A 23,751-nucleotide genomic window follows, 5' to 3' on the forward strand; every position below is an offset into this window, starting at 1 on the left:
TCACACCAGGATCCGCATCGGCGGTGGCAGCTCCAGGTCCATCTGCGTCAGCGCGTTGGCGTGATAGGCGACGCCGGGCACGTGGATCATGTGCTGCAGACCGACGTGCGCGTCCCGCCAGAACCGCTGGAGCGGGTTGTCGCGGCGGATCACGTTGCCGCCGGAACGGGCGAAGATCTCGTCGACGGCGGAGACCGCGCGCCACGCGCAGCGGACCTGGTTGCGCCGCACGTCCGACCGGTCCGAGAGCGTCACCTCCCGGCCCGCCTCCAGCAGGTCGTGGAGCCTGCTGATGCCGTCGACCAGCTGCACCCGGGAGGCCTGGATCTCCGCCGCGGCCTCGCCGGTCGCGGACAGCACGTACGGGTCGTCGCGGATCTGGACACCGGTCACCGCGACCCGGTCACGTTGCTGGCTCACGTGCGCGGCGAGGGCACCCTCGCAGATCCCGACGACGGCCGCGGTGATGCCGAGCGGGAACATCGCCGCGAACGGCAGGCGGTACAACGACCCCGTCACGCCGTGCCTGCCGGCGGCCTGGCCCTCCTGGATGTCCTCCTGCCGGATCGTCCGGTACTCGGGGACGAACGCGTCCCTGACGACCACGTCCTTGCTGCCGGTGCCGGACAGGCCGATCACGTCCCAGGTGCCGTCGAGGATCTCGTAGTCCGAGCGGGGCAGCACCACGTGCAGCACGGACGGCGGCATCTTCGGCTTGCCCTTGCCGTCACCGACCATGGCACCGAGGAAGTCCCACTCGCAGTGGTCGGCCCCGGAGGAGAACGGCCACCGTCCGTTGAGGACGTAACCGCCGTCGACGGGCTCGGCGATGCCGTTCGGCATGTAGGGCGACGCGATCCAGGTGTCCGGGTTCTCGCCCCAGATCTCCTGCGCCAGCCGGGGGTCCATCTGCGCGGCCTCCCACGGGTGGACGCCGACCACCCCGCACACCCAGCCCGCGGCCCCGTCGAACCGCGCGACCGCCATCACGGCCTCCGCGAAGTCCCTCGGGTGCGCGGCGTAGCCGCCGAACTTGGCGGGCTGCAACAACCTCAGCACCCCGGAGGAACGCAGCAGGTCCACCGTCTCGGCCGAGAGCGTGCCGAGACGCTCGTTCTCGTCGGCCAGCGCCGCCAGCTTCGGTCCGATCTCCTCGACGTGGCGGACCACCTCGTGCGTCATGCCCGCACCTCCTGTTCCCGCGTGCCGTCGCCGGTCGCGGACTCCTTGCGGGTGAGGAACTCGGTCACCACCCGCTCGAAGTCGGTCTTGCGTTCGATCTGTATCCAGTGGCCGCAGCGGGAGAAGGTGTGCAGCTCGACGTTGGGCAGCCAGCGGGTCGCGAAGTGGGCCTGGTCGTAGGGGAGCATGCGGTCGTCGCGCCCCCAGAGCAGCAACGTCGGGGTGGTGACGGTCGACGCCCGCGTCCACAAGGGAGGAGTGGTCGCCGCCTGGGGGTTGAACATCGAACCGAAGATCGCCCTGGTCCGGTCGAGCACGCCGTCGGCCGTCGCGTTGCGCAGCCGTTCGTCGACCAGCTCGTCGGTGATCCTGGTGTGGTCGAACACCATCGTCCGCAACCAGCCGACCATGCGTTCCCGCGTCGGTTCCCCGAGGAACTCGAACAGCCGCTGGAAGCCCTCGCTCGGTTCGGTCTGGAAGATCCCGACGGACAGGCCGCCCGAACCCATCAACGCCATCCTGCGCACCCGCTCCGGTGCGGCCACCGCCAGCTCCGCGGCGACCGCGCCGCCCATCGAGTTGCCGACGAACACGGCCGACTCGAAGCCCAGTTCGTCCATCAGCCTGGCGATCCAGCGGGCGGCGACGCGCGGGTAGGCGTCGTCGAGCGGCGGCAGGCCGGTGCCGCCGAACCCAGGCAGGTCGGGCATCACCGTGCGGAACCGTTCGGCGAACACGGGCAGGTTGTCCCGGAAGTTCGACCAGGCCGTCACCCCCGGGCCCGACCCGTGCAGCATGATCAGCGGCTCGCCGTCACCGGCCACGTGGTAGGCGAAGGGGACCCCGTCGATGACCTTGGTCGTCTGCGCCGACTCGATCGTCCAGCTCACGCCGCCACCTCGATCGCTCCGTCGCGCCGGAAAGCTCCGCTCACCGGACCAGCCCCGCCGACGGGGAGGTGGACAGGAACGCGCCGCCGGGGCCGACGTCGAGGACGTCGCCGTACCAGGTCTGGCCGTACTCCAACTCGGGCAGCTTCCACTCGAGGGCCTGCCAGTCCGGGTCGAAGATGTGGTAGCCGCCGGAGTACAGCTCGATCCGGTGGCCCGATCCGGGGTCGTGGACGTAGAGGTACATGGCCTGGCCGATGCCGTGCTTGCCGGGACCGTGGCCGTAGGCGATGTCGAGGTCGCGGATCTCGTCCGCCGCGGTGAGGACGTCGTGGAAGTTCTCGACGTTGAACGCCACGTGGTGGAACTGGGCGTTCTGCCCCTCGGCGCTCACGCCGATCGCCAGGTCGTGCACCTGGGAGGTCACCGAAAGCCAGGACGCCAACATGATGTCGGGCGCCTGCGGCAGCCTGGCGAACTCCCGGCGTCTGAAGCCCAGCTCGGTGCGCAGCCAGGACTCGGCCTGGTTGACCGTGGCCGGAGACGTCTGCAGGTTGATGTGGTCGAGCCTGCGCACCCCGAGCCCTCGGCGACGTGAGCTGTTGCTCGGCATCTTCGAGCGAATGGACTCGTCGGCCAGCGGCTTGTCGATGTCGTAGTACAGCTCGAACGGGTGCTCGCTGCCCGGCACGAGGAACCGGACGGCCTCGCCGCGGCCCGCCTCCTGCCCCGACGACAGCTCCACCGTCTTCATGCCCTGGTCCTCGAACTGCTTGTTGAACAGCTCGACGTCCTGGCGCCGCTTGACGCGGAACCCGTAGGAGTTCACGCGGGCCTCGTCCTGCTGGGTCAGCACGAGGGAGTGGTGGACCAGCTCCTGGTACCCGCGGAGGTAGGCGACGCCGTCGACCTGTTCGACGACCTCCATGCCGAGCAGGTCGCGGAAGAACCAGAGGGAACGCTCGAGATCCGGTGTACCCAGGTCGATGGTGCCGGCATGGGCGACCTGTGGCCCCGGGTCGTAGTCGGGTTGGGTCATCAGCACTCTCCTTCGAGCGGTTTGCACTCCAGTATGGGCGACTCGACGACAGAAGAGTATCCCTATTTGACCATTGACACGATCGTTGCCGCGGCGCACGATCCGTTACGCGACAGGCAATAAATGCTGATGCGGCAAGCGTGACCGAGTTCTAGCGAAGTGTTTTTCGCTCAAAATGCTAAAAATGAGTCCACTTATTTGTGAGAGGTAGCGATGGTCGCCGAAGAACAGACGTACGACCTGGTCGTGGTCGGGTCCGGCGGAGGGGGACTGGTCGCCGCCTACGTCGCGGCGTCTCGCGGCCTGCGCACGCTGGTGATCGAGAAGACCGCCCTCGTCGGCGGCACGACCGCCTACTCCGGCGCCGGGCTGTGGTTCCCCGGCTCGGCGCCCATCGCCAGGGCCGGCATCCCGGACGACGTGGAGCGTGCCAGGACCTACCTGCGCGTCGTCGTCGCGGACAGCTCGCGGGAGGCCCTCCAGGACGCCTACCTCGACGCCGGTGCGCGACTGGTCGACGAGCTGGAGAAGAACCACTGGTTCCAGCACTTCGTCCACGCGCCCGTCCCCGACTACTTCGCGTCGGCGCCGGGTGCCTCGCCGGCCGGGCGGACGATCTTCCCGCCGGAGCTGCCCGTCGCCCAGCTGGGCGAGTACGCCGGCCTCGTCCGCCCGCCGATCCCGACCGAACGGTGGGGCCTCGACCAGGGGCCGGTCCTGGTCGGTGGTCGCGCGCTGATCGGGCGTGCGCTCGCGGCGTACCTCGGGACCGGCAACGGCGTGCTGCACATCGGCACCGCGCTGGTGGACCTCCAACTCGAGAACGACCGGGTCGTCGGCGTCAACGCCGTGCGGGACGGCGCCCCCGTCACCTACCGCGCCACCCGCGGGGTCCTGCTCGCCGCGGGCGGGTTCGAGCGCAACGCCGAGCTGCGGGCCAAGCACCAGCCGATCCCGCTCACCGGCGAGTGGTCGAACGGGGCGCCGGGCAACACCGGTGACGCGCTCAACGCGGGGATCGCGATCGGCGCCGCCACCGACCTGCTCGACGAGGCCTGGTACGTCCCCGGGGTCGTGCAGCCCGACGGCCTGCCGGTCTTCCACACCGGCACGCGGGGCGGGATCTGGGTCAACGGCGCCGGTGAGCGCTTCGTCAACGAGACCCGCCCGTACGACCAGTCCGGGCACGAGATCGCCCGGCTGCACGCGACCTCCGGCGTCTCGCACCTGCCGGTGCACTGGGTGTTCGACCAGCGCCAGCTCGACCGGGACAGCTTCGGCGGTCCGCCCGACCAGCCGCCCGCGCCCGAATGGTTCACCTCCGGCGCGCTGCGGAAGGCCGCGACCCTCGACGAGCTGGCGGCGCTCATCGGTGTCCCGGCCGGCGCGCTCGCCGCGAGCGTCGAGCGGTTCAACTCCTTCGCCCCGACCGGGGTCGACGAGGACTTCCACCGCGGCGAGTCGGTGTGGGACTCGATGTTCCAGCACATCGTGGGGTTCCCCGCCCTGCCGTGGCAGAACTACCCCGCGAAGCCGACGCCCGACTGGCCGAACCCGCTCGTGCTGCCGATCGACACCCCGCCGTACTACGTCGCCACGGTCGTGTTGTCCGACATCGGCACCAAGGGCGGCCTGCGGACCGATGCGGACGCACGGGTGCTGCGGCCGGACGACAGCCCCATCGCCGGTCTGTACGCGGCGGGGAACACGGCCGCGCCGATGTCCGGCCGGGTCTATCCCGGCGCGGGCACCCCGATCGGCTCCAGCCTCGCGTTCGGCTACCGGGCCGTGCTCGACGTCGCCGGCGCCTGACGGGCCAACGAGCAAAGGAGATCCCGTGGACGACAGGGTCAAGTTCAGGCTGTACCGGATGTCGGTGTGGTGCGGCGTCGTGGTGCTCGTCGCGTTCACCGTCGCGTTCACCGTCGTGGGCAGCCTCACCCCACCGATATCGCCGACCGCCTCCGCCGAGCAGGTGACGGATTTCCTGACCGAGCACCGGTCGGGCGTCCTGTGGGCCGTGGTGATCATGGGCGTGTTCGCGCCGCTGTTCTACCCGTTCGCGGTCGTGACCAGCCTGCAGATGCGACGCATCGAGGGTGGCTGGGGACTGCTCTCGATGGTGCAGCTGACGACCGCCGTGGTGGCCCCGACCGGTTGGCTCTACCCGCTGGCGGTGCTCGCGACCGTCACCTACCGGCCCGGCCGCGACCCGCAGCTCGTGCTGCTGCTCAGCGACCAGTTCTGGCTGACCTACGTCGGCATCGCGGCGATCTTCGTGGTGAACGTCGCGGTGATCGGCGTCTCGGCGCTCGTCGACCGGCGCCCGGAACCGGTGTTCCCCCGCTGGTTCGGGTACTTCAACTTCGTCGTGGCCCTCGCGCTGCTGCCCGGCGTGTTCGTCTACGTGTCCTCGTCGGGACCGTTCGCCTGGGACGGCCTGTTCGCGATGATGTTGCCGGCGGTCGCCTTCGTGGTCTGGAAGGTCCTCATGATCGTGTACCTGCTGCGCGCGGTGCGGTCCGAGGAGCGGGAGGCGAGGCGCGACCCGGAGTCGCTGCCTGCCGCGGTCTGACGGTTCGTGACGGCCGGGCGGGGACGCCGCTCGGCCGTCACGTGCTCACTCCCTGCCCACGGCGGCGTTCGTCCGCGGGGGCGCACCGGCCCGCACGGTGTCGAGCAGTGCGAGGCTCGCCCTGGCGTACGCCGCCCGCCGGCGGCCGCTCACCAGGAAGCTCGGCGGCGCGAAGTAGGCGACCTCCCTCGGCAGTGTGGTGCCGCGTCGCGCCAGCGCCGCCTTCGCGTCCTCGGTGGTTCCGCAGACGGCGATCTCGGTGAGCATGTCGTCGGTCACGGCGTCCGCCATGGCGTCGGTGTCACCGTGGCGGAACGCCGTGCGCAGCCGCTCGACCGGTGCCTCCCAACCGTGGTGGGCGACGAGCGGGTCGTAGGTGCGCACCGTGAGGTAGAAGGCGATCATGCGCCGCGCGTCGGTGATCGCGCGTTCCGGTGCCGCGTCGTCGATCGCGGTGATGACCCAGCCGTGTTCCTCGGGTCTGCGCGTGCGGGCGACCGCGGCGACCCCCGTCGCCACGGCCGGCCGCACGACGTCCCGCCACCAGCTCCTGGTGAAGAGCCCGTGCCCGACCACGCCGTCCGCGACCCGGCCCGCCGCCGTCGCCATCCGCGAGTTGAACGCCCCCAGCAGCACGGGGATGTCCAGGCGCCCGAGCACCGGGGCACGCACGTCGGCGTCCACGGTGTGGAACTCACCGGCGTAGCGGACCCGTTCGCCGTTCTCCGCGTGCAGCCAGGCCCGGACCACGTCGATCGTCTCGACGATCCTCGCGACCGGCCGCTCGGGCGGGACGCCGAACCAGTCCCGGTTGATCCTGGCCGCACCGGCGCCGAGCCCCAGGAACAGCCGGCCGGGGGCCTTCTGGTGCAGCTGGCGCATCGCCGCGGCGTGTGCGTAGGGCGTGCGGGCGAAGGCGTAGGCGATGGCCGGGCCGACGCGCGCGTTCCCGGTGTTCGCCACCATCTCGCCCAGCGTGGTGTAGGCGTCCTGCCCGGCGAAGTCACCCGAGCAGAACGCCCCGGCCCCCGCCTGTTCGGCCTCGGCCGCGACCGCCGGACCCGGCCATGGCATGCCGAACAACATCGGTGCCACCTCCTAAAGAGGATACTTAATTGGAGCGTACGGGATGGTCAGCGCAGCGTCCACTTCCGACGGGGGACCGTCGCGCGGTCCACCTCGGCCCTGCCGATCGGGTTCCCGAGCTGCGTGTAGGACAGGCCGGTGCGCAGTGCCTGGGTGCGGGTCATGTCGAGCGACTCCCAGATGGCGCGCACGGTGCCCTGGACCGCGGCAGGCGGTTTCGCCGCGATGACGCGGGCGATCTCGTCGGCGCGCGCCCACAGCTCCGCCCTCGGCACCACCTCGGTGACCAGCCCGATGCGCAGCGCCTGCGCCGAGGACACCCGCTCGTCCAGGCCCAGCAGGGCGATGCGCAGCGCCTCGCCGAGCGGGACGCGGCGGGCGAGCCCGATCGGCTCCAGTGCGGCGGTCAGCCCGTAGCTCACGTGCGGGTCGAAGAAGGTCGCGTCGTCGGAGCAGATGGCGATGTCGGCCTCGTTGAGCCAGTAGAACGCCCCGCCCGCCGCCATGCCCTGCACCGCGCACACGAACGGCTTCCACACCCGGTTGAGCTTGGGGGACAGGCGCTCGCCCGGGTCGGTCTGGCTCCACACGTTGGGGTGCCTGTCGATCCCCTCCTTGACGTCCATGCCGGTGCAGAAGGCGCGGTCACCCGCCGCGCGCAGGACGACGACGTGCACGTCGTCGTCGTCGCGCACCTCCCGCCAGACCAGCTCGAAGTCCGCCAACATGGCCTCGTTGAAGCTGTTCATGGCCTCCGGGCGGTTCAGCGTGATCGTGAGGACGTGGTCGGCGACATCGACGAGAACGGTCTTCGGCTCCATCCGGCAACTCCGCCCGTGGTTGGCTACAGCACATGCTCTTCCCGGCGCAGGCCAGAATAGAGTACAACCAATTGCATGACCGAAGCCGTTCTGCTGTCCGCCTGCCGCACCGCCGTGGGCACCGCCCGCAAGGGCGCGCTGCGTGACGTGAGCGCGTTCGACCTCGCCGCCGTCGTGGTCCGGGAGGCCGTGGCGCGGTGCGGTCTCCCCTCGGCCAGCGTCGATGACGTCGTACTCGGCGAGTCCCTGGCCGGTGGCGGGGACATCGCCCGGCACGCGGCGCTCGTGGCCGGGCTCACCCACGCCCCCGGGCTGGCGCAGAACAGGCACTGCGCGTCCGGGCTCGCGAGCGTGGCGACCGCCGCGGCGAGCGTGCGGGCCGGCATGGACCGGGTGGTCGTCGCCGGTGGCACGCAGTCCTCGTCGACGGCCCCGGTGTCGCGGCGACGGGTTCCCGGCACCGACGAGTGGCAGGACCCGTGGAGCTCGCCGTCCCACGTGTCCACACCGGACGCGCCCAACAACGACATGTCCGTCCTCGTCGGGTGGAACACCGCGCGACTCGCCGGCATCACCCGTGAGGAGATGGACGCCTGGGCCCTGCGGTCGCACCAGCGTGCGGTCCGGGCCATCGACGACGGGCGTTTCCGTGCGGAGATCGTCCCCGTGAAGGTCACCGACCGCGACGGCGCGGTGTCGGTCTTCGAGGTCGACGAACACCCCCGGCGCGACACCAGTGCGGCCAGGCTCGCCGCGCTCCCCGCGCTGAACGAGGAGATCCCCGGCTTCTCCGTGACCGCGGGCAACGCGAGCGGGGTGAACGACGGCGCCGCGGCCGTTGTCGTCGCCGACGCCGGGATCGCGGCGGAATACGGGGTCCGTCCACTCGCGACGGTCCGCGCGTGGGCGAGCGTCGGGGTCGATCCCGTGGAGACGGGGTTCGCCCCGATCGGCGCGATCCGCAAGGCACTCGCCCGCGCGGGGGTCCGCGTCGAGGACGTCGACCTCTTCGAGATCAACGAGGCGTTCGCGTCGGTGCCCGTGGCCGCCGTCCGCGAGCTGGCGCTGGACCCCGAGCGGGTCAACCCGTTCGGCAGCGGGTGCAGCCTCGGCCACCCGATCGCCGCGACCGGGGCCCGGATGGTCACCACACTCGCCCACGAACTCCACCGCCGCGGCGGCGGCACGGCCGTCGCCGCGATGTGCGCGGGTGGCGGCATGGGCTCCGCCATGGTGCTGACCGCCTGATCGCGTCTCTCCGGAGGGAAACGCATGACCGCACGTGAGTCGGCCGGGCTCGACCTGGCCAGGTGGACCCTGCGGGCCGTCGTCGGCGGCACCATGATCGCGCACGGCGTGCGGCACGGGCGGACCCTGGAAGGCACGGCCGGGTGGTTCGGCTCCATCGGCTTCCGGCAGCCGAAGCTCCAGGCCGTCGCCAGCTCGGTCGTCGAGGTCGGCGCGGGAGCCGCGCTGGTGGCCGGGGCCGGGACCCCGCTCGCGGCCGCCGCGGTGGTCGGCACCCTCGCCGTCGCCGCACGCTCGGTGCACCTGCCCAACGGGTTCTTCGTCGTGAACGAGGGCTACGAGTTCGTGCTCAACCTGAGCGCCGCGGCCGTGGCACTCGCCGCGCTCGGCCCCGGCCGGTTCAGCGTGGACCGCGCCGTCGGGGTCGACGGGTGGGGCAACGGACCCGGCCGCGCGGTGCTCGTCACCGGGCTGGGGCTCACCGCCGCCGCGGTCCAACTCGCCGCCTTCTGGCGCTCACCGGCCCGATGAACCCACGAGGCGGTGCGATGCCCGACGAGCGACCACTCCCGGCCAGGCTGCGCAGGGTGCTGGCCACCGACCCGGCGGCGACCGCGCTGACCTTCGAGGACCGCGACTACCCGTGGGCGTTCCTGCGGCACGCGGTGGACGACCTCGAACGGCTGCTCGCCGACGCGGGTGTGCCGGACGCGCACCGGATCGGGATCGTCCTCCACAACCGGCCAGGTCCGTTCGCCGCGCTCGTCGCGGTGATCGCCACGGGCCGTGAGCTGGTGACGCTGAGCCCGTTCCACGGCGACCTGGCCCTCGCCGAGGACATCACCACCCTCGCGCCCCACGTCGTCATCGCCGCACCCGAGGACTGGCGGCGCCCCGCGGTCGAGGTGGCGGCGGCCGGGGTCGCGGCGCTGCCGCTCGAGACGTGCGACGACGACCGACCGCTGCGTCCCCGTGCCGCCGCATGGGCCGCCGTGGCGCGACGGGAGCGGCGGGGGGACGTCGCCGTGCTCATGCAGACGAGCGGCACGACGGGACGGCCGAAGCGCGTCGAGCTGACCTACCGGAAGCTCACCGCCGCGTTCGAGGCGACGGGCACCCCGGTGGCGGCCACCGAGGTGCGCCTGCACGGCAAGGCGTCGATCCTGTGGACCTCGCTGGTGCACATCGGCGGTCTGTACTTCGCGATCGCCAACGTGGCCGCCGGGTTGCGCACCGCGCTGCTCGAACGGTTCGACGTGCCGAAGTGGGCCGCGCTCGTGCGGGCCACCCGCCCGCGCCGCCTGCGGCTGGCGCCGACCGCGCTGCGCATGGTGTTGCAGTCCGACCTGCCCGACGACACTTTCGCCTCCGTCGAGTCGGTGTCCTCCGGCACGGCGGCGCTCGCCCCCGACGACGCCGACCGGTTCACGGCCCGGTTCGGCGTCCCCGTGCTGTCGGTCTACGGCGCGACCGAGTTCGCCGGCGCGATCGCAGGCTGGGACCTCGGTCTCTACCGCGAGTGGTGGACCGCGAAGCGGGGCAGCGTCGGCCGTGCCTTCCGGGACATCGAGCTGCGGGTGGTCGACCCCGAGACCGGTGCGCCACTGGCCCGGGGCACCGTCGGCGTGCTGGAGGCCAAGGGCGCCCAGCTGCCCGCCGACGGGTGGGTGCGCACCACCGACCTCGCGACGGTCGACGACGACGGGTTCGTGTTCATCCACGGGCGTGTCGACGACGCGATCAACCGGGGCGGCTTCACGATCGTGCCCAGCGTCATCGAGGACGTCCTGCGCGGTCATCCCGAGGTGCGGGACGCCGCCGCGGTCGGGATTCCCGACGAGCGGCTCGGCGAGGTGCCGGTCGTGGCCGTCACGGTGCGCGACGGCGCCCGCACCACGCCCGCCGACCTGCGGGCGTGGCTGTCGGAGCGGATGGCGCGCTACCACCTGCCGACCGACATCAGGGTGGTCGCCGAACTGCCGCGCACGCCGTCGCTGAAGGTCAGCAGGCCGGACGTACGGGCGCTGTTCGACTGACCGGCCTCAGCGGGGCGCCATGCGGATCGCGCCGTCCAGCCGGACGGTCTGGCCGTTGAGGTAGGGGTTCTCCAGCATCTCGACGGCGAGCCGGGCGAACTCGTCCGGCTCGCCGAGCCGCTTCGGGTGCGGCACCGACGCGGCGAGCCCGGCGCGGATGTCGTCACGCAACCGGCCGAGCATCGGGGTGTCCATGATGCCGGGGGCGATGGTGTTCACCCGGATCCCCCAGCTGGCCAGGTCCCTCGCCGCGACGAGGGTCATGCCGTGCACGCCTGCCTTGGCCGCGGTGTAGGAGGTCTGCCCGATCTGACCGTCGAACGCGGCAACAGACGCGGTGAGCACGATGGCGCCCCGGTCCCCGTCGTCGAGCGGGTCGCTCGCGGCGATGCCGGCCGCGGCCAGCCGAAGCACGTTGTAGGTGCCGACCAGGTTGACCCGCACCACCTCGGCGAACGTCGCGAGGTCGCCAGGACTCCGGTCCTTGCCGATGATGCGCTTGCGGTCACCGCCCCGCCCCGCGCAGTGCACGACGAACCGCAGCGGACCTCGCTGCGCCGCGGCGTCGAGCGCGGCGGCGACCCCGGCCTCGTCGGTGACGTCCGCGGCGACGAACCGCGCCCCCGCGCCGAGGTTCGCGACCGCCTTCTCGCCGTGCTCGGCGGAGATGTCGACGATCACCACGTCGCCGCCCCGGTCGACGATCCGCCGTGCCGTCGCGAGGCCGAGCCCGGAGGCGCCGCCGGTGACCAGTGCCGAACAACCCCTGATGTCCATGGAACTCCCTTACAGGCCGAGGGACTTGCTGATGATCGTCTTCATGACCTCGCTGGTGCCGCCGTAGATGCGGGTCACGCGTGCGTCGGCGTAGAGCCGGGCGATCGGGTACTCGAGGATGTAGCCGTACCCGCCGTGCAGCTGCAGGCAGCGGTCGACCACGCGCCCCTGCGTCTCGGTGCAGAACAGCTTCGTCTTCGCCGCGTCCACCGGGTCCAGCTCACCCGCGACGTGTGCGCCGATGGCCGCGTCGAGCATGGCCTGCGCGGCGTCGACCTCGGCGGCCATCGCGGCGAGCTCGAACTTCGTGTTCTGGAACTCGGCGAGCGGCCGGCCGAACACGACGCGGTCGCGCACGTAGGCGACGGTCAGGTCGACGGCCGTGCGGGCCTGCGCGACCGCGCCCACCGTGATCGCGAGCCGCTCCTGTGCGAGGTTGCGGCGGAGCAGGGTGAACGCGGCGCCCTCCGCGCCGAGCAGGTTGGCGGCCGGGACCCGGACCTCGGTGAACGACAGCTCCACGGTGTCCTGGGTGGACAGACCGAGCTTGTGCAGCCTGCGTCCCACCGCGAAGCCGGGCATGCCCTTCTCGACCACGAGCAGCGACAGGCCGGCGCGCCGGTCCCGGGGGTCGGTTCCCGTGCGCGCCACGACGATCACCACGTCGGCGTGCTCCCCGCCCGTGATGAACGTCTTGGCGCCGTCGAGCACGTAGTCCGCGCCGTCCCGGACGGCCGTCGTGGTGACGCCGGCCAGGTCGGAACCCGTGCCTGGCTCGGTCATCGCGATGGCGCTGTAGAGGTCGCCGGAGGCCAGCCCGGGGAACCACCTGGCCCGCTGCTCGTCGTTCGCCAGCCCGGTGAAGTAGGGCACGACGACGTCGAGGTGGGTGCGGAGCCCGCCGAGGGTCACGTTCGCCCTGGCGCACTCCTCCTGCAGCACCACGTTGAAGCGGTAGTCGTCGTGGCCGCCGCCGCCGTACTCCGCCGGGACGGACATGCCCATGACGCCGAGCTTGCCGAGGTCGGTGAACAGCTCACGGGGGACGAGGCCGGCTTCCCGCCACTGCTCGTAGACCGGGACGACCTCGCGTTCGAGGAAGCCGCGGACCATCACGCGGAAGTCCTCGTGCTCGGCGGTGAACAACGTGCGGCGCATCAAATGAGTGTACGTATTACCAATGCTGACGGTCGGCAACATGAGACATCGCTCGCACATTGGCCGCCTGAGCTGATAAAGAGTATTACTAATTCTATCAACGAAAGGTTTGTTGATGCCACACGGACCACTGGCGGGCTGCCAGGTGGTGGAGCTGGGCGGTATCGGTCCCGGCCCGTTCGCCGGGATGTTCCTCGCCGACCTCGGGGCGGACGTCATCCGGGTGGACCGCCCCGCCGATCGGGACGACCAAGCCAGGGGCGGCCCGGCCGACGTCCTCAACCGGGGCAAGCGTTCGGTGGTGCTCGACCTGAAGGAGCCGGCCGGCGTCGCCGCGCTGCTCGACCTGGTCGCCGGCGCCGACGTGCTGATCGAGGGTTTCCGGCCCGGCGTGACCGAACGGCTCGGTGTCGGGCCGCACGAGTGCCTGGCCCGCAACCCGGCACTGGTCTACGGCCGGATGACGGGCTGGGGGCAGCACGGCCCGATGGCCGAGGACGCGGGCCACGACATCACCTACCTCGCGCTGACCGGCGCGCTCGGCGCGATCGGGTCCGCCGGTGGCGCCCCGCAGATCCCGCTCAACCTCGTCGGGGACTTCGGGGGCGGCGGCTGCTACCTCGTGATCGGCGTGCTCGCGGCCCTGCACGCGGCGGGGCGGTCCGGCCGAGGGCAGGTCGTGGACGCCGCCATCGTCGACGGCACCACGCACCTGCTCGCCAGCACCTTCGGCAAGTTGGGCCGTGGCGCGTGGACCGACGAGCGGGGCGTGAACCTGCTCGACGGCGGCGCGCCGTTCTACGCCGTCTACGAGACCGCCGACGGCCGCCACGTCGCGGTCGGCGCGCTCGAACCCAGGTTCTTCCGCCTGCTCGTCGACCTGCTCGGGCTCGACACCGACCCGGGCAGGCAGTACGACCGGGACTCGTGGCCGAAGCTGCGCCGCGACCTCGCGAGCCGGTTCGCCGAGCGCACCCGCGACGAGTGGGCGGCGGCCTTCGCGGGCACCGACGCCTGCGTGGCGCCCGTGCTGTCCCTGCGCGAGGCCGTGACCGACCCGCACCTGGCGGCACGCGCGAGCCTCGTCGTCCAGGACGGTGTGCCGCAGCCGGCCGCCGCCCCCCGCTTCTCCGGGACACCGACCAGCCCGGGGACCTCGGCGCCGGCCGTCGGCGCCGACACCGACGCCGTGTTGGCGGACCTGGACAGCCGCGCCGACCCGGTGGGACAGGAGAGGAGCCGACCATGAGGGACGCGGTCATCGTCGACGCGGTCAGGACACCGATCGGGAAGCGGGGTGGCGCGCTGTCCGGCGTGCACGCGGCCGACCTGTCGGCGACCGTGCTCAACGCCGTCGTGGCACGTACCGGGATCGACCCCGCGCTGGTGGACGACGTGCTGTGGGGCTGTGTCACCCAGATCGGTGACCAGTCGAGCAACATCGGCAGGATCGCCGTGCTCGCGGCCGGCTGGCCGGAACACGTTCCCGGTGTGTCGATCAACCGCGCCTGCGGGTCCAGCCAGCAGGCGGTGGACTCCGCCGCGCACGCCGTGATGGCGGGCCAGTACGACCTGGTGGTCGCCGGCGGGGTCGAGACGATGAGCCGGGTGCCGCTCGGCGCGGCCAGGCAGAGCGGACAGCCCTACGGCGACACCGTGCTCGGCAGGTACGGGGTGGCCGACTTCAGCCAGGGCCTCGGCGCCGAGCTGATCGCGCAACGCTGGGGCTTGCGCCGCGAGCGGCTCGACGAGTTCGCCGGTGAGTCGCACGCGAAGGCCGCGGCGGCGATCGACGACGGCGCGTTCGACGACCACATCGTCCCGGTCCAGGTCGACGGGACGAAGTTCGAGACCGACGAGGGTCTGCGCCGCGGCACGTCGGTCGAGACGCTGGCACACCTGACCCCGTCGTTTCGACCCGACGGTGTCATCCACGCCGGCAACGCCTCCCAGATCTCCGACGGCGCCGCCGCGCTGCTCATCACGACCACCGAACGCGCGGCCGAGCTGGGTCTTCGCCCGATCGCGCGGTACCACAGCGGAGCCGTGAGCGGCGCCGACCCGGTCATGATGCTCACCGGCCCGATTCCCGCCACCCACAAGGTGCTGCGCAACGCCGGACTGTCCATCGAGGACATCGGCGTGTTCGAGGTCAACGAGGCGTTCGCCCCGGTGCCCCTGGCCTGGCTCGCGGAGACCGGCGCGGACCCGGCGCGGCTCAACCCGCTGGGCGGCGCGATCGCCGTCGGCCACCCGCTCGGCGGCTCCGGTGCCGTCCTGATGACCAGGATGCTCGCCCAGATGCGTCGGCGGGACCTGCGTTACGGGCTGCAGACCATGTGCGAGGGCGGCGGCACCGCCAACGCGACCATCCTGGAGCTGGTGGCATGACCGCGGTCACCCGGCGCGGCGCAACAGCACCGCCCCCGACGGCACGCCACCGCCCGCGGTGACCACCGCGACGCGCGCGCCGTCGACCTGGCGGCCGTGCGCCTCGCCCCGCAGCTGGAGCACGGCCTCGCGGACGCCGCCGTAGCCGTGCAGCCGGCCGGCGGAGAGCTGTCCCCCGTGCGGGTTGAGGGGCAGTGCGCCGCCCAGCGCGATCGTCGTCCCGCCCGCCACGAAGTCGGTCGCCTCGCCGGGACCGCAGAACCCGAGCCCTTCCAGCCAGGACACGGCGTTGAACGTGAACCCGTCGTAGAGCAGTGCCACGTCCACGTCGGACGGCCGGAGCCCGGTGCGCGTCCACAGGTGTGCGGCGGGTCCGCGCGACTGCGGGGTGTGGGCGAGCGTGTCCTGGTCCCAGGACAGGCGTTCGAGGATCGCCGTGCCGACCGCCTCGACCAGCACGGGTGGGCGTGGCCGGTCGGCGGCGGTCTCGACCGAGGAGACGACGACGGCCACGGCGCCGTCGCAGGGCACGTCGCAGTCGTAGAGCCCGAACGGAGTGGTGACCATGCGTGCGTCGAAGTAGTCGTCGATGGTCAGCGGCTCGCGGTAGACGGCCTCCGGGTTGCGGGCCGCGCCGGCGCGCTGGGTGACCGCGATCGCGCCGAGGACGTCCCGGCCGACACCGTAGCGGTGCAGGTAGTGCGACGCGTTGCAGCCGATCCACTGCGCCGCCGAGACCGCGCCGAACGGGGCACGCCACTCCAGCATGCCGGTCGCGGGACCGGTTTCGGGCGCCCACTGTCCCGACCGGACGGCGGCACTGTGCGAGGACTCCCAGACCGTGCGGAAGCACAGCACGTGCCGGCACAGCCCGGCGGCCACCGCGAGCATGCCGGCGATGACCGAGCCGAGCTGGCCCGGCACCTCGCGAGCACCGTTGACCCAGACCGGACGCAGCCCGAGCGCCTCGACCAGTGGACCGATGCCGCCCTCACCCAGCCCGCCGGCCATCGGGCCCGGGTAGGTGGACAGGCCGTCGATGTCGTCCAGGTCGAGGCCCGCGTCGGCGACGGCGGCACGGGTCGCCTCGACCGTCAACGCCACCGGGTCGACCATGAGCCGCCTGCCGACCCTGGACTGGCCGACGCCCGTCAGCGCGACCGCGTCCTCGAAGCGCCCGGTCGACGCGGGCGGCCGGAGGGCCGCCCGCACGTCCCGGACCTCGGGTAGTGGACCGGGCTCGGTGTCGGTGTCGGGCTCGAACAGCGGGAGGTGCAGGTCGTCGTGCCGCTCGAACCGGACGCGGACCCGCATCCCGACGTGGACGGCGTCCGGGTCGCACCCGACGACGTTGGTCGTCAGCCGTGCCCGGTCGTCCTCCGCGAGCGCGACGACGGCGACGACGTACGGCGGTGGGAACGCGGGCAGCCAGGCCTGGAGGGTGACGGTGAACCCGACGACGATCGCCCGCCCCGAGGTGGGGGCGAGCGTGACGGCGCCACCTCGGCAGGACGGGCAGACCGGCATCGGCGGGTGGAAGAACCGGCCGCAGTCCGCGCACCGGCAGAGCCGCAGCACGCCGTCGGCGCCGGAGCGCCAGAACTCCGCGCTGGCGAACGTCGGCTGGGGGAGTGGGCGAACGAGATCGGCCATGACCCAATAATAAGGATACTCAATAAGTATCAAGACCGCAGGGAACCGCTTGTCACAGACTCACAAGGCCCGTAATGAGGTTACACAAAGTGGACCGCTGGGGTAGTGTCGGAATGCGTCGTGATCGTGACGAGGGAGCGCGGAAATGCCATTGCAACCATGGATGAAGCTGCTGTCGACCGACGACCACCTCATCGAGCCGCCGTCACTGTGGACGGACCGTTTGCCTGCCCGGCTGCGGGAGGTCGGTCCCCGGATCGTCGAGCAGTCGCGTGGCGACGGGGTCGCGCCCGCCGAGGTCTGGAACTACGAGGGCCGGATCTACCCGTACATCGGGCTGAACGCCGTCGCGGGCAAGAAGCCCGAGGAGTTCGGCATGGAACCGACGCGCTACGACGAGATGATCCCCGGTTGCTACGACCCGAAGGCGCGCCTGCGGGACATGGACCTGGACGGGGTCTGGGGCGCGCTGTGCTTTCCCTCGTTCCCCCGTTTCGCCGGCACCATCTTCCTCGACGGGCAGGACCGCGAGCTGGCGCTGCTGTGCGTGCGGGCGTGGAACGACTTCGTCCTCGACGAGTGGTGCGCGGCGGGACCGGGGCGGCTCATCCCGCTGGTCATCCTGCCGCTGTGGGACGTGCCTGCCTGCGTGGCGGAGATCCACCGGACCGCGGGCAAGGGCGCGAAGGCGATCTCCTTCCCCGAGAACCCGGTGCCGCTCGGGCTTCCCTCGTTCCACACCGACCACTGGGACCCGGTCCTCTCGGCGGCCGAGGACACCGACATGCCGCTGTGCCTGCATTTCGGCACGTCCGGCAGCGCCCCGCGCACGGCACCGGAGGCTCCCTTCGCCGTCACCATCGCGTTGTTCGGCTGCAACTCGATGTACGCGACGGCCGACCTGCTGTTCTCCCCGGTGTTCCACCGGCACCCGAGGCTGAAGGTGGGGCTGTCCGAGGGAGGCATCGGGTGGATGCCGTACCTGATCGAGCGGATGGACGCCACCTGGGAGCGGCACCGCTTCTACCAGAACGTCAACCAGGAGATCCGACCGTCGGAGCTGTTCTTCCGGCACATCCACGGCTGCTTCATCGACGACCGGTTCGGCGTCGCGGTCCGGCACGAGATCGGCGTCGACCGGATCACCTGGGAGTGCGACTACCCGCACTCGGACTCGTACTGGCCCAAGAGCAGGGCGTACGCGGCCGAGGTGCTCGCGGACGTCCCCGACGACGAGGTGCACGGGATCGTGGAGCTGAACACCCGCCGCCTCTACAACGTGCCCGCATGAGCCGACGCCCGGAGTCCGAACGGTCCGACTGGACCGACCTGGACCTGCTGACCCGCGAGGAGGCCGCCGGCCGCCTCCGCGACGAGATCGCCGAGCTGGAGCCCCGTCTCTCCCGACTCGCCGAGGAGGACGGGGCCGAACGCGAGCTGGTCGAGTCGCGGCTGCGTGCGTTGCGCGACGCCGCGGCGGAACTGGCGGACCCCGGAGCGCCCGAGTGAGCGTGGCGGCCGCCGTCGGCGGGCTGCCGAGCCCGGTCGGGTTCGTGGGCGCCGGACACGTCGGTGCGCCGATGGTCGAGCGGCTGCTGGTCGCCGGGCACGCCGTGCGGCTGTACGCGCGGCGAGCCGAGGTGCGCGACCGCCTGGCCGCCGCCGGAGCCGAACCGGTCGACCACCCCCGCCGGCTCGGTGCGTGTCCCGTCGTGGTCAGCTGCCTCTACGACGACGAGCAGATGCTCGACGTGTTGCCCGGCGTCGTGCGGTCCCTCGAACCGGACGCGGTACTCGTGTCGCACACCACCGGCCACCCGTCCACTGTGGAGCTCCTGGCGGCGAGCGGGCGGGCGTCGGTCGTCGACGCGCCGTTCAGCGGCACGGCGGAACTCGTGCGGACCGGCCGGCTGACCGTGTACCTCGGCGGGAAGCCCGGCGCCGTCGGCGTCGCGCGCCGGGTCGTGGGCGCCTACGCGAACACGGTGATCGACACCGGCGCACGCGGCACCGCACTGCGGACCAAGCTGGTCAACAACCTCCTGTTCGCGGCGATCGCGCAGGTGACGCTGAACGGGTTGGCCGCGGGCCGCGCGCTGGGCATCGACGAGGACACACTGCTCGCCGCGCTCGCGGTCGGCAGCGGCGGCAGCACGGCGGCAGGCCACATCGCGGCACGCGGCGGCGCGGAACGCTTCAGCGCCGCCGTCGTTCCCTTTCTCCGCAAGGACCTGGCGGCCTGCCGGGACCTCGCGGAAGACACCGGCGCCGACCTGTCGGCGCTGTTCGCGGTGGCCCACGACGGGCCGATGAACGTCGGCGAACCCGTCCCGGAAGGGAGTTCCTGATGAAGGTCACGATCGACACGTCGCTGTGCTCCGGGCACGCGCGGTGCAACGCGACGGCGCCCGAGGTGTTCGACCTCGACGAGAGCGGCTACGCGCTGCCCCTCGCGGACGAGGTCCCCACCGCGCACGAGGCCGACGCCCGGGACGGGGCCATGGCGTGCCCGGAACGCGCGATCACCGTCGAGTGAACGAGGGCGAGGAGGCAGTCGGAGTGCACCGACCGATGGAAGGCGTGCGGGTACTGGAGGTCGCACAGTTCACCTTCGTGCCGGCGGCCGGCGCCGTGCTCGCCGACTGGGGCGCCGACGTCGTCAAGATCGAGCACGCGGAACGGGGTGACGGCCAGCGCGGCCTGTCACGCGTGCTGGGACTGGAGACCGCGAACGAGGGCTCCACGTTCCTCCCGATCATGGAAGGGCCGAACCGGGGCAAGCGCAGCGTCGGGCTCGCGCTGGAGAAACCGGCCGCGCGGCCGGTGCTCGAAGCACTCGTGCGCGCCAGCGACGTGTTCCTGACCAACTTCCTGCCCGGCGCACGTGCCAAGCTGCGCATCGACGTCGAGGACATCCGTGCGCTCAACCCGGACATCGTCTACGTGCGGGGGAGCGGCTTCGGCGCCCGCGGCCCGGAGGCGACCAAGGGCGGCTACGACAGCACCGCGTTCTGGGCCCGTGGCGGCAGCGCGGCGGGCGTCACCCCGCCGGGGGCCGAACGCATGGCGCGGATGCCGGCCGGCGCGTACGGCGACTCGATCGGCGGCATGACCATCGCGGGCGGCATCGCGGCCGCGTTGTACGCCCGCGCCGTCACCGGGGAGCCGGCCGTGATCGACGTGTCGCTGCTCGGCGTCGGCGCGTGGGCCACCCAGTACACGGTGAACCAGGCGCTGATGCGGGGTGGCCCGCTGCCCGTGCGCGAGCAGCCCCGGTACGGCTCCGCGACCAACCCGCTCGTCGGCTCGTACCGGACCGCCGACGGCCGCTGGATCGAGCTGACGATGTTGCAGCCCGGCCGGTACTGGCCGGAGTTCTGCCGCCTCGCCGGTCGGGCGGACCTCGCGACCGACGAGCGGTTCGACACCGTCGACCGGCTCATGGCCAACGCGGGCGTCGCGGCCGAGCTGGTCGCCGACATCATCGCGAGCCGGCCCCACGACGAGTGGGTGGCGGTCCTGTCCCGGGGTGAGGGCCAGTGGGCGGCGGTGCAGAACTCGTGGGAGGTCGGCCAGGACCCGGCGCTGCGGGCCAACGGGATGATCGCGCGGGTCGTCGACGCCGAGGGTGTCGAGCGCGAGCTGGTCGCGAACCCCGTCCAGTTCGGGGAGACGCCGGTGACCCTCACCCGCGCGCCCCTGTTCGCCGAGCACACCGACGAGGTGCTCCGCGAGCTGGGTCTGTCCGACGACGAGCTGATCGAGCTGAAGCTGGAAGGCGCGGTGACCTGACGTGCCCGCCGAGGTTCTCGTCGAGCGCGACGGCGCGGTCCAGGTCATCACGATCAACCGCCCGCACGCGCGCAACGCGCTCGACGCGGCCGTGGCGCACGCGGTCGCCGCGGCCGTCGACGAGCTGGACGCGTCGGACGACCTGCGGGTCGGGGTGCTCACCGGGGCGGGCGGGACGTTCTCCGCCGGCATGGACCTGAAGGCGTTCCTGCGTGGCGAACGGCCGTCGATCGAGGGCCGCGGCCTGTGCGGGATCACGATGACGCCGCCGCGCAAGCCGCTCGTCGGCGCCGCGGAGGGCTGGGCGCTCGGCGGCGGGTTCGAGCTGCTGCTCGCGTGCGACCTGGTCGTCGCCGCGCGCACCGCCCGGTTCGGTGTCCCGGAGGTGAAGCGGGCTCTCGTCGCACGCGGCGGCGGCGCACTGCTGCTGGCCGGCCGGGTCCCACTCGCGGTCGCGCTGGAGCTGCTGCTGACCGGAGAGCCGTTCGGGGCGGAACGTGCCGCGGCGGTCGGCCTGGTGAACCGGCTGACCGACGAGGGCGGCGCACTCGACGGCGCACTGGAGCTGGCGCACACCATCGCGGGCAACGGCCCCCTCGCCGTCGTGGCCACCAAGCGGATCGCGCGTGGCAGTGCCGACTGGACGGTCGCGGAGGGCTGGGTCCGCCAGGACGACATCGTGGCGCCGGTGTTCGCCAGCGCCGACGCGAAGGAGGGCGCCGCGGCCTTCGCCGAGAAGCGGCCGCCGGTCTGGCGCGGTCGCTGACCGGACCGCGCACGCACAATCCAGAGAGGACCCGCGATGAGCACCACGCTCGAACCGGAAGGCACCTACGAAGGCGTGTCCGCCTACCACTACGACAACACGGCCGGCGGGCCGCTGGGGAGCCATCACGAGCGGTGGGACGCGATCGCGGCCGTCCACTCCGGCTTCCGCAGCAGCGTCTCCCGCGGCTTCTGGGTCGTCACCGACGGGGAGGCGGTCCAGACCGCCTTACAGGACTGGCGAACGTTCTCCAGCAGTTCGGTGACGGCACTCGACCCGGACCCGAAGTTCCTGTGGATACCGGAGATGCTGGACCCGCCGGTGCACACGCAGTGGCGCCGCCTGCTCGGCCGCGAGTTTTCGCCGAGCGCCGTCGCCGCGAGGGAACCCGAGGTCCGGCAGGCTGCGGTCGAGCTGATCGACGAGCTGGCCGCCACCGGCGGCGCCGACGTCCTCGACGGGTTCGCCCGCCGGTTCCCCACCCGGATCTTCATGCGCCTGATGGGCCTGCCGGAGGAGGACCTGGACACCTTCCTCGACTGGGTGCACCACATCCTGCACCTGTCCTTCGAGGAGGACCCGGACCGGAGCCGGCAGCTGGCCGCGATCACCGCCGTGTCGGCCTACTTCGCCGAGCAGATCGCCTCGCGCAGGCAGACCCCGCGCGACGACCTGCTCTCCCACGCCATGACCTGGACGATCGACGGCGGACCCGTCAGCGACGAGGACCTGCACGCGTTCTGCATCCTCATGTTCATGGCCGGGCTCGACACGGTCCCGATCTCGGTCGGGTGGGCGCTCCACCACTACGCCACGCATCCGGGGCAGCGCGCGGAGATCATCGCCGACCCGTCGCTGATCCCGACGGCCGTCGAGGAGATCCTGCGCGTGTACGCGTTCGTCGTCCCCGCGCGGAAGGCGACCAGGGACGTCGAAATCGCCGGGTGCCCGGTCCGGGCCGGCGACATGGTGATGCTGCCGCTCGCCGTGAGCAACCGCGATCCGGACCGCTACGAGAACCCCCTCGACGTGGATCCGCGTCGCAGGACGACCAACCACATCGCGTTCGGCTCGGGGCCGCACCGGTGCCTGGGTTCGCACCTGGCCCGGCTGGAGCTGAACGTCGCACTCGAGGAGTGGCACCGGCGCATCCCCGACTACCGGGTCGCGCCCGACCAGGACCTCGAGGAGACGGGCAACATGTACGGCATCAAGTCGTTGCGGCTCGACTGGTGAGTGGGGTCGCGGAGCACGACCAGCTGCGCGCGACGCTGCGTGAGTTCGTCGCCGACCACTCGCCGTCCTCGGCCGTCCGGCGGTGGATGGACGCCGAGCGGGGCCACGACCCCGTGCTGTGGCGGCGGTTCGCCGGGGAGCTGGGGCTGACCGGCATCGCGGTGCCGGAGTCCTACGGCGGCGCAGGCGGCGGGCCGGTGGAACTGGGCATCGTGCTGGAGGAGCTGGGCCGGGCGCTCGTGCCGTCGCCGTTCTTCGCCACCGTCGCCATGGCAGGCCAGGCGCTGGTGGCGTCCGGCGACGAGGAGGCGCGGTCCCGCTGGCTGCCCGGCATCGCCGACGGCTCGCTGACCGCGACGCTGGCCGTCACCGAGGAGACCGGCTCCTGGCAGCTCGACGACCTCGCGACGGTCGCGACCCGGCACGGTCTCGTGTGGACGGTGTCCGGCACCAAGATGTTCGTCGTGGACGGGCACACCGCCGACCTGCTGCTCGTCGTCGCGAACACGGCGGAGCAGCCCGCGCTGTTCGCCGTCGAGCCCACCGCGGCCGGCGTGACGCGGACCCGGCTGGACACCCTCGACCCGACCAGGAGACTGGGCCGGGTCGACCTCGACGGTGCCCCCGCGGTCCGGATTCGCCCGTCCGGCCCCGAGTTCCTCCGTACAGTGCTGGACCTGGTGCTCATCGCCCTGGCCGCCGAACAGGTCGGCGGTGCACAGGCGTGCCTGGACGCCGCGGTGGCGTACGCCAAGCTCCGCGTCCAGTTCGACCGGCCCATCGGGTCCTTCCAGGCGGTCAAGCACAAGTGCGCGGACCTGCTGCTGCGCGTCGAGTCGGCCCGGTCGGCCGCACGGCACGCCGCGGCGGTCACGGCAGGCGGTTCGGACGAGACCTCGGTGGTCGCGGCCGTGGCCGCGGGCTACTGCGCGGCGGCGTTCACCCACGCGGCCAAGGAGAACATCCAGCTCCACGGCGGCATCGGCTACACCTGGGAGCACGACGCGCACCTGTACCTGCGGCGGGCGAAGTCGTCGGAACTCCTGCACGGTGCGCCGCCGACGCACCGCGCCCGCCTGGCCGACCTGCTCGCGATCTGAG

At 72.2% G+C, this 23,751-nt stretch carries 23 protein-coding genes; 15 read left to right on the forward strand and 8 right to left on the reverse strand.

The genetic code is table 11. The features are described 5' to 3' along the window. From CLV71_RS04255 to CLV71_RS04265, 3 genes are read right to left on the reverse strand one after another with little or no spacing between them, the layout of a single operon-like run. Positions 1-1,182, reverse strand: coding sequence for an acyl-CoA dehydrogenase family protein (locus CLV71_RS04255; protein ID WP_133901289.1), 1,182 nt, complete (start codon positions 1,180-1,182; stop codon positions 1-3). Beyond that, positions 1,179-2,072, reverse strand: coding sequence for an alpha/beta fold hydrolase (locus tag CLV71_RS04260; protein ID WP_243866217.1), 894 nt, complete (start codon positions 2,070-2,072; stop codon positions 1,179-1,181). Before CLV71_RS04260 ends, CLV71_RS04255 begins: the two co-directional genes overlap by 4 nt. A gap of 40 nt (positions 2,073-2,112) precedes the next feature. Then, entirely contained in the window at positions 2,113-3,111 is a 999-nt protein-coding gene (locus CLV71_RS04265) for a VOC family protein (protein WP_133901290.1), read from the reverse strand. A gap of 213 nt (positions 3,112-3,324) precedes the next feature. On the opposite strand from CLV71_RS04265, the gene CLV71_RS04270 reads away from it, so the two are divergent. Next, a complete protein-coding gene (locus CLV71_RS04270; protein ID WP_133901291.1) occupies positions 3,325-4,923 on the forward strand; it encodes an FAD-binding protein in 1,599 nt (532 codons plus the stop codon). Between the two features lie 25 nt (positions 4,924-4,948). Continuing rightward, complete coding sequence (locus CLV71_RS04275) at positions 4,949-5,686, forward strand: hypothetical protein (protein ID WP_243866218.1); 738 nt, start codon at positions 4,949-4,951, stop codon at positions 5,684-5,686. Positions 5,687-5,731: 45 nt separating this feature from the next. Here CLV71_RS04275 and CLV71_RS04280 read toward each other — a convergent pair whose 3' ends face one another. Together CLV71_RS04280 and CLV71_RS04285 are read right to left on the reverse strand one after the other, a co-directional pair. Further along, the gene (locus CLV71_RS04280) at positions 5,732-6,772 is read right to left on the reverse strand and encodes an LLM class flavin-dependent oxidoreductase (RefSeq protein WP_133901292.1); all 1,041 of its coding nucleotides are present in this window, start codon (positions 6,770-6,772) and stop codon (positions 5,732-5,734) included. A 47-nt stretch (positions 6,773-6,819) separates the two neighbouring features. Continuing rightward, positions 6,820-7,593, reverse strand: a complete 774-nt coding sequence (locus CLV71_RS04285; protein ID WP_133901293.1) for an enoyl-CoA hydratase/isomerase family protein — start codon at positions 7,591-7,593, stop codon at positions 6,820-6,822. A 75-nt stretch (positions 7,594-7,668) separates the two neighbouring features. Between CLV71_RS04285 and CLV71_RS04290 the strand changes: the two genes are divergently transcribed. Genes CLV71_RS04290 through CLV71_RS04300 form a run of 3 tightly spaced genes read left to right on the forward strand, consistent with a single transcriptional unit; the run spans position 7,669 to position 10,877 of the window. Then, on the forward strand, positions 7,669-8,841 hold the full coding sequence (locus CLV71_RS04290; RefSeq protein ID WP_133901294.1) for a thiolase family protein: 1,173 nt from the start codon (positions 7,669-7,671) through the stop codon (positions 8,839-8,841). Between the two features lie 24 nt (positions 8,842-8,865). Further along, positions 8,866-9,372, forward strand: a complete 507-nt coding sequence (locus CLV71_RS04295; protein ID WP_133901295.1) for a DoxX family protein — start codon at positions 8,866-8,868, stop codon at positions 9,370-9,372. 17 nt (positions 9,373-9,389) lie between these two features. Further along, the gene (locus CLV71_RS04300) at positions 9,390-10,877 is read left to right on the forward strand and encodes a class I adenylate-forming enzyme family protein (RefSeq protein WP_243866219.1); all 1,488 of its coding nucleotides are present in this window, start codon (positions 9,390-9,392) and stop codon (positions 10,875-10,877) included. Positions 10,878-10,883: 6 nt separating this feature from the next. Here the strand turns inward: CLV71_RS04300 and CLV71_RS04305 are convergent, their stop codons facing one another. Beyond that, positions 10,884-11,654: an SDR family NAD(P)-dependent oxidoreductase gene (locus tag CLV71_RS04305; protein WP_133901297.1), complete on the reverse strand. Its 771-nt coding sequence runs from the start codon at positions 11,652-11,654 to the stop codon at positions 10,884-10,886. Positions 11,655-11,663: 9 nt separating this feature from the next. Next, positions 11,664-12,812, reverse strand: a complete 1,149-nt coding sequence (locus CLV71_RS04310) for an acyl-CoA dehydrogenase family protein (RefSeq protein WP_133901298.1) — start codon at positions 12,810-12,812, stop codon at positions 11,664-11,666. Between the two features lie 115 nt (positions 12,813-12,927). On the opposite strand from CLV71_RS04310, the gene CLV71_RS04315 reads away from it, so the two are divergent. Both CLV71_RS04315 and CLV71_RS04320 read left to right on the forward strand, forming a co-directional pair. Then, positions 12,928-14,061 carry a CaiB/BaiF CoA transferase family protein gene (locus CLV71_RS04315; RefSeq protein WP_133901299.1) on the forward strand — a complete coding sequence of 378 codons (1,134 nt, stop codon included), beginning with the start codon at positions 12,928-12,930 and terminating at the stop codon, positions 14,059-14,061. Then, positions 14,058-15,203, forward strand: coding sequence for a thiolase family protein (locus tag CLV71_RS04320; protein WP_133901300.1), 1,146 nt, complete (start codon positions 14,058-14,060; stop codon positions 15,201-15,203). The genes CLV71_RS04315 and CLV71_RS04320 overlap by 4 nt, the downstream gene beginning before the upstream one ends. A gap of 6 nt (positions 15,204-15,209) precedes the next feature. On the opposite strand, the gene CLV71_RS04325 is transcribed toward CLV71_RS04320, so the two are convergent. Next, the gene (locus CLV71_RS04325) at positions 15,210-16,856 is read right to left on the reverse strand and encodes a thiolase C-terminal domain-containing protein (RefSeq protein ID WP_133901301.1); all 1,647 of its coding nucleotides are present in this window, start codon (positions 16,854-16,856) and stop codon (positions 15,210-15,212) included. Between the two features lie 145 nt (positions 16,857-17,001). Here CLV71_RS04325 and CLV71_RS04330 point away from each other — a divergent pair, with 145 nt between their 5' ends. The 8 genes from CLV71_RS04330 to CLV71_RS04365 are packed head-to-tail and all read left to right on the forward strand — an operon-like array spanning position 17,002 to position 23,750. Further along, on the forward strand, positions 17,002-18,147 hold the full coding sequence (locus CLV71_RS04330; protein ID WP_133901302.1) for an amidohydrolase family protein: 1,146 nt from the start codon (positions 17,002-17,004) through the stop codon (positions 18,145-18,147). Continuing rightward, positions 18,144-18,365 (forward strand): hypothetical protein, encoded by a 222-nt coding sequence (locus CLV71_RS04335; RefSeq protein WP_133901303.1) that lies wholly within the window; start codon positions 18,144-18,146, stop codon positions 18,363-18,365. The genes CLV71_RS04330 and CLV71_RS04335 overlap by 4 nt, the downstream gene beginning before the upstream one ends. Next, complete coding sequence (locus tag CLV71_RS04340; protein ID WP_243866220.1) at positions 18,362-19,204, forward strand: NAD(P)-dependent oxidoreductase; 843 nt, start codon at positions 18,362-18,364, stop codon at positions 19,202-19,204. The genes CLV71_RS04335 and CLV71_RS04340 overlap by 4 nt, the downstream gene beginning before the upstream one ends. Then, on the forward strand, positions 19,204-19,392 hold the full coding sequence (locus CLV71_RS04345; RefSeq protein ID WP_133901304.1) for a ferredoxin: 189 nt from the start codon (positions 19,204-19,206) through the stop codon (positions 19,390-19,392). Before CLV71_RS04340 ends, CLV71_RS04345 begins: the two co-directional genes overlap by 1 nt. 23 nt (positions 19,393-19,415) lie before the next feature. Continuing rightward, positions 19,416-20,648: a CaiB/BaiF CoA transferase family protein gene (locus CLV71_RS04350; RefSeq protein WP_166663925.1), complete on the forward strand. Its 1,233-nt coding sequence runs from the start codon at positions 19,416-19,418 to the stop codon at positions 20,646-20,648. A 1-nt stretch (position 20,649) separates the two neighbouring features. Then, positions 20,650-21,414: a crotonase/enoyl-CoA hydratase family protein gene (locus tag CLV71_RS04355; protein ID WP_133901305.1), complete on the forward strand. Its 765-nt coding sequence runs from the start codon at positions 20,650-20,652 to the stop codon at positions 21,412-21,414. 36 nt (positions 21,415-21,450) lie between these two features. Beyond that, the gene (locus CLV71_RS04360) at positions 21,451-22,650 is read left to right on the forward strand and encodes a cytochrome P450 (RefSeq protein WP_133901306.1); all 1,200 of its coding nucleotides are present in this window, start codon (positions 21,451-21,453) and stop codon (positions 22,648-22,650) included. After that, positions 22,647-23,750, forward strand: a complete 1,104-nt coding sequence (locus CLV71_RS04365) for an acyl-CoA dehydrogenase family protein (RefSeq protein WP_424923863.1) — start codon at positions 22,647-22,649, stop codon at positions 23,748-23,750. The genes CLV71_RS04360 and CLV71_RS04365 overlap by 4 nt, the downstream gene beginning before the upstream one ends. Position 23,751 lies beyond the last annotated feature (1 nt).

This window comes from Actinophytocola oryzae, assembly GCF_004364325.1.
In the GTDB taxonomy this organism is placed as follows: Bacteria; Actinomycetota; Actinomycetes; order Mycobacteriales; family Pseudonocardiaceae; genus Actinophytocola; species Actinophytocola oryzae.